The sequence below is a fragment of the Bradyrhizobium australafricanum genome (assembly GCF_020329495.1).
GTDB classification, from domain to species: Bacteria; Pseudomonadota; Alphaproteobacteria; order Rhizobiales; family Xanthobacteraceae; genus Bradyrhizobium; species Bradyrhizobium australafricanum.
Genome location: NZ_JAGKJL010000153.1, coordinates 1 through 4115, shown reverse-complemented (window position 1 = coordinate 4115; position 4115 = coordinate 1). Strand labels below are relative to the sequence as shown.

Annotated in this window: 5 protein-coding genes and 2 pseudogenes; 3 read left to right on the top strand and 4 right to left on the bottom strand. The window is 62.0% G+C overall.

Going from position 1 to position 4115, the window contains the following annotated elements; genetic code table 11:
• Window positions 1-247, bottom strand: a 247-nt coding sequence (locus J6525_RS46120) for a DUF5372 family protein (RefSeq protein ID WP_225649577.1), incomplete at its 3' end; no start/stop codon positions are given.
• A gap of 47 nt (window positions 248-294) precedes the next feature.
• Between J6525_RS46120 and J6525_RS46115 the strand changes: the two are divergent.
• Window positions 295-951: pseudogene (locus J6525_RS46115) on the top strand (Mu transposase domain-containing protein); the annotation flags it as partial.
• The gene (locus tag J6525_RS46110) at window positions 833-1261 is read left to right on the top strand and encodes an ATP-binding protein (protein ID WP_376708673.1); all 429 of its coding nucleotides are present in this window, start codon (window positions 833-835) and stop codon (window positions 1259-1261) included. The pseudogene J6525_RS46115 and the gene J6525_RS46110, both read left to right, overlap by 119 nt.
• A gap of 402 nt (window positions 1262-1663) precedes the next feature.
• Here J6525_RS46110 and J6525_RS47850 read toward each other — a convergent pair whose 3' ends face one another.
• The 3 genes from J6525_RS47850 to J6525_RS46090 are packed head-to-tail and all read right to left on the bottom strand — an operon-like array spanning window position 1664 to window position 3499.
• Window positions 1664-3091, bottom strand: a complete 1428-nt coding sequence (locus J6525_RS47850; RefSeq protein ID WP_376708672.1) for a recombinase family protein — start codon at window positions 3089-3091, stop codon at window positions 1664-1666.
• Window positions 3092-3120: 29 nt separating this feature from the next.
• On the bottom strand, window positions 3121-3339 hold the full coding sequence (locus tag J6525_RS47845) for a recombinase family protein (RefSeq protein ID WP_283848694.1): 219 nt from the start codon (window positions 3337-3339) through the stop codon (window positions 3121-3123).
• Window positions 3332-3499 carry a hypothetical protein gene (locus J6525_RS46090; RefSeq protein WP_225649575.1) on the bottom strand — a complete coding sequence of 56 codons (168 nt, stop codon included), beginning with the start codon at window positions 3497-3499 and terminating at the stop codon, window positions 3332-3334. The genes J6525_RS47845 and J6525_RS46090 overlap by 8 nt, the downstream gene beginning before the upstream one ends.
• 318 nt (window positions 3500-3817) lie before the next feature.
• Here J6525_RS46090 and J6525_RS46085 point away from each other — a divergent pair.
• Window positions 3818-4115: pseudogene (locus tag J6525_RS46085) on the top strand (ATP-binding protein); the annotation flags it as partial.

Here is a 4115-nt window from a genome sequence, read left to right as displayed (position 1 = left end):
TGCTCTCGGCGAGCCGGTCCAGCGCGTCACAAAGCGCCAACAGGTCAACCACGCAAAAGGCTGCTCTACCCGCAGCGATCAGCCGGAACTCATCGGGTGGCTCGATATCGGTCCAGGCGCTCGCGATCGTGCAAAGTCGACCGTTCTGGCCCTCATAGACCACCCGGTCTTCGCCCCAATGACGGCGCCGGCAGATCAGTTCGAACTTGCGGCCGCAAAGCGGATGAAAAGGATGCGTGATCCGCACCTCCTGCCGGGTCGTACCCGCATGACCTGCAGTCGACAACTTTTGCCAAGGCGAAGGTCGAACAGGCGGTCCTCATGGTCGAGCGCTGGCTGCTCGGGCGGCTGCGCCACCGCACCTTCCACAGCCTCGCCGAGGTCAACGCGGCGATCACCGAGCTAATGACCCGGCTCAACGAGGAGCGGCCGATCCGGCGGCTCGGCGTGACCCGCCGCAAGCTATTGGAGGAGATCGACCGGCCGGCGCTCAAGGACTTGCCGGAGAGCCCCTACGTGTTCGCCGAGTGGCGGATCTGCCGGGTCAGCATCGACTATCACGTCGAGGTCGAGGCGCATTACTACAGCGTCCCGCATCGCTTCGTCCGCGCCGAGGTCGAGGTGCGCTTCACCGCCCGCACCGTCGAGATTTTCCACAAGGGCGAGCGGATCGCCGCGCATCAGCGCATGAGCGGCAACCACAAGCACACCACCGTGCCGGAACACATGGCGTCCAGTCATCGGCGCTACGCCGGCTGGACCATCGAGCGCATTCGCAAGGAGGCCGCCACGATCGGGCCGGCCACCGCGGCGCTGTGCGACCTGATCCTCGATGAGCGGGCGCACCCCGAGCAGGGCTTCCGCGCTTGCCTCGGCATCATCCGGCTCGGCCAATCCTACGGGCAAGAGCGGCTCGATGCTGCCGCCATGCGGGCGATCGACATCGGCGCTCCACGCGCTCGGCCTTCATGGCATGGCCAAGGCCTTTGCCGACATCGAAGCCGGCGGCGATGCCGCAAGCCTCGGCCATGCCGAATGGCTCGCGCTGCTGCTCGAACGCGAAGCCTCGCTGCGACGCGACAAGCGGCTATCGAAGCGGCTGCAATACGCCAAGCTGCGCCAGCAGGCTTGCGTCGAGGACATCGACTATCGCACCCCGCGCGGCCTCGACCGCAGCCTCCTGACGATGCTGGTCGAAGGCCAATGGATCGACGACCACGCCAACCTGCTGATCTGCGGGCCCTCCGGGCTGGCGGCATGATGCACATCTCGCTATGCCATTGATAATCGAAGCTTCGTTGCCGCGGATCTTGTGATACTGCGCGACCATTGGTCACCGCATGACGGACTTTCTGCCGATTCAGGTCAATCTCCCGGATCACATACGGTGCGCCTACGCAACTCTGTTTGGCCGGCAGGATACCATCCTTGATTAGTCGTACCACCGTCATCTTGCTGAGACCCAAACGGCTTGCAGCCTCGTGCAGGATCAGCTCTCCACGCTCGGCGCGTTCGCCATCTCGGTAGACAGGGATGTTGTGGTCGTTGCGGAAGACGCAAACGCGTTGCTGGGTCCACGTGTTGCCTTTGGCCGTGCGTGTGCCAAGCCGATTAAGAACGGACGCAATGCTCCCGTCCGGCAGCAAACGAGCCAGATCACGGATCAGCTGTTCAGTTGAAGCATCGGTCTTCCACCGAGCTGTCCGGCCCGGTTCTTCACAACTTCGAGCGCAGTGTGGTCGCCCCCCTTCCAGTGCAATTTTAGGTGCAATATTCGTAGCTCGACGGTGACGATGATCTCTTCGAGAACCGCTCTCAATATCCGCTTTCGTGTCGCAACCGAGGCTGCCGGATGGCTCCACAGGCGCTCCACGTCTGTCCCTAGTCCAAGAATCTCTGCGCGTTCTGCGTCGGTTAGAGTGGGCGGCTGTTTGTCGCGGGCAATGCGAAGATCATCTTCGAGGCGCGCCACTTCCGCAAGCCGTTCATTCCACCGCCGCTCGAGATCTCCAGCGACCAGACGGTTTTCTGGATCAACCGCATCATATTGTCGGTGTGCGCGAGCCGCTTCATAGCGTGCCTGCTCGAGCGCAAGCTCTATGTGCTGCAGCCGCTCTCGGCCGGCGCGCTCGCGGTCCGCGATTGCTTGCAGAGCAGCGTCAAGGCCGAGAGGCGCAATCACCGATAATACCTCGGCCGACACAGCTGCATCGATTCGCAAATTGCCAAACGCAATGCACTTCGTTCGTCTTCCGTGATTAACACTGGCATCGTTGCAAAGGTAGCGCGCAACACCTCGCAGCCCATTATGCTGCACTTTGAGCTTGCGACCGCAACGTCCACAACGCAACAGGCCGACCAGCAATCCACCGCCATTGCGCACCGATCCCGGCACCATCGCGCCCTTCATGTTAGCGTTCCCGTTGATGGTCCGTTGATTGTTCTCGTAATCCTGCCAGGAGATGTAGCCGTCGTGATGATCACGAATCAGAACTTCCCAGTCTTTCTGCGTTCGCCGTACATTACGGGTGACCAGCTTGCGGCCGGCTTCGATTCGAACCTGCGAGCCGGTCCGACCAAATACGTAGGCGCCAGCATAGATCGGATTGGTCAGCAGCCGGTGAATCGTATTGTAGCGTGGCAGCCGCCACTCCACCATTCGGCCGCGTGGACCATACACGACAATCGGCATCTTGATGCCGTTATCGCATAACCAAATCGCGACCTGGCGCACGCTGCCAAACTCGGCAAACTTACGGAACGCCAAATGGAGCGCCTCGCGCACCCGCCTGTCCGGATCCAGCTCAAGTTTGTCGTCGCTGCTGCGCACGTAGCCGACGGCCACACTCGTGTGAAGATCGCCACGTACTGCCTTGAGGCGCAGTGCTTCTTGTGAGCGCTGGCGCAAGATCGTTAGTTCCAGTTCGCTGAACGTCCCCTTCATACCTAGCAGCAGTCGGTCATTGGTGAGCTTTGGATCGTAAACGCCGTCCTCATCAATGATCAGGCTGTTCACCAGCGTGCAGAACTCCAGAAGTGTGTGCCAGTCGCGGCCATTACGGGCCAGGCGGGAAGCCTCGACGGCCAGCACAGCGCCGGCGCTTCCGGTGCAGATCGCGGTCAGCAGCGCTCAAAGCCGGGACGCGCTGTGCCGCCCCCCGAGCGACCAAGGTCATCATCGATGACGATGACGTTTTCCCAGCCAAGCAGCTGTGCGCGAGTTGCGAGCGCGTACTGACGCCGACGGCTCTCAGGATTATTGACGAGTTGGTCCGGGGTCGATTGCCGCACATAGACATAGGCGCTGCGTGATAAATGATCAGACGTTATCTTATTCATTGTCCGCCTCCGTCACCTTTGCGCGGGCGGTGCTGCATTCGTCGAGAAGAAGTTTGAGCAGACTTGTGACTTCCAAACGAATCAGCGGATCGAGCCGCTGGTGCTGGACTGTGCCTGCCGTGACCGCCGCCAGATCGAGCTGTCGCCATTGCTGTTCCATCATCACCTCCAACCGTCCGACTCGTTCCAGATGATGGTGACGACGATACGCGCTGTGCATCAACGAGGCCGCGAAGTGCGCGCAACGAATCCAGGGGAAGCCGAGGGACTTCAACCGTCGGCAGTGCCGCGGCGGAATTCTCAGTCATCCATGCCGGCAGCAAGGCGCGAGAGCCGTCGGGCTGTTCGATCACGAAGTGATGGCGAGCCCCGTGAATGACGCGCCTCAAAGCAATGACGCGCTCACCAGCGCGTGGATGATGTCGATATTGAATGACAACTTCGAACGGATGTTCTTGGGTACTATGTCGCGTGCTCGTCCGGCGTCGGCAAGAGCTGGCTCGCCTCGGCGCTCGGCAACAAGGCCTGCCGCGACAATCGCTCCGTGCTCTATCAGCGTGTCCCGCGGCTGTTCACCGATCTCGCTTTGGCGCGCGGCGACGGCCGCCACCCGCGGCTCCTGCGGGCGCTCGGCCGCATCGATCTGCTCATCCTCGACGACTGGGGCCTCGAGCCGCTCGACGCCGCAGCCCGCCACGACCTCCTCGAGATCCTCGAGGACCGCTACGGCCGCCGCTCCACCACCGTCACCAGCCAGCTCCCCGTCGATCAATGGC

Coding starts and splice junctions, on each gene's coding strand:
- J6525_RS46110 (WP_376708673.1), top strand. CDS start 833: ATGAGCGGGCGCACCCCGAGCAGGGCTTCCGCGCTTGCCTCGGCATCA.
- J6525_RS47845 (WP_283848694.1), bottom strand. CDS start 3,339: ATGAATAAGATAACGTCTGATCATTTATCACGCAGCGCCTATGTCTAT.
- J6525_RS46090 (WP_225649575.1), bottom strand. CDS start 3,499: ATGGAACAGCAATGGCGACAGCTCGATCTGGCGGCGGTCACGGCAGGC.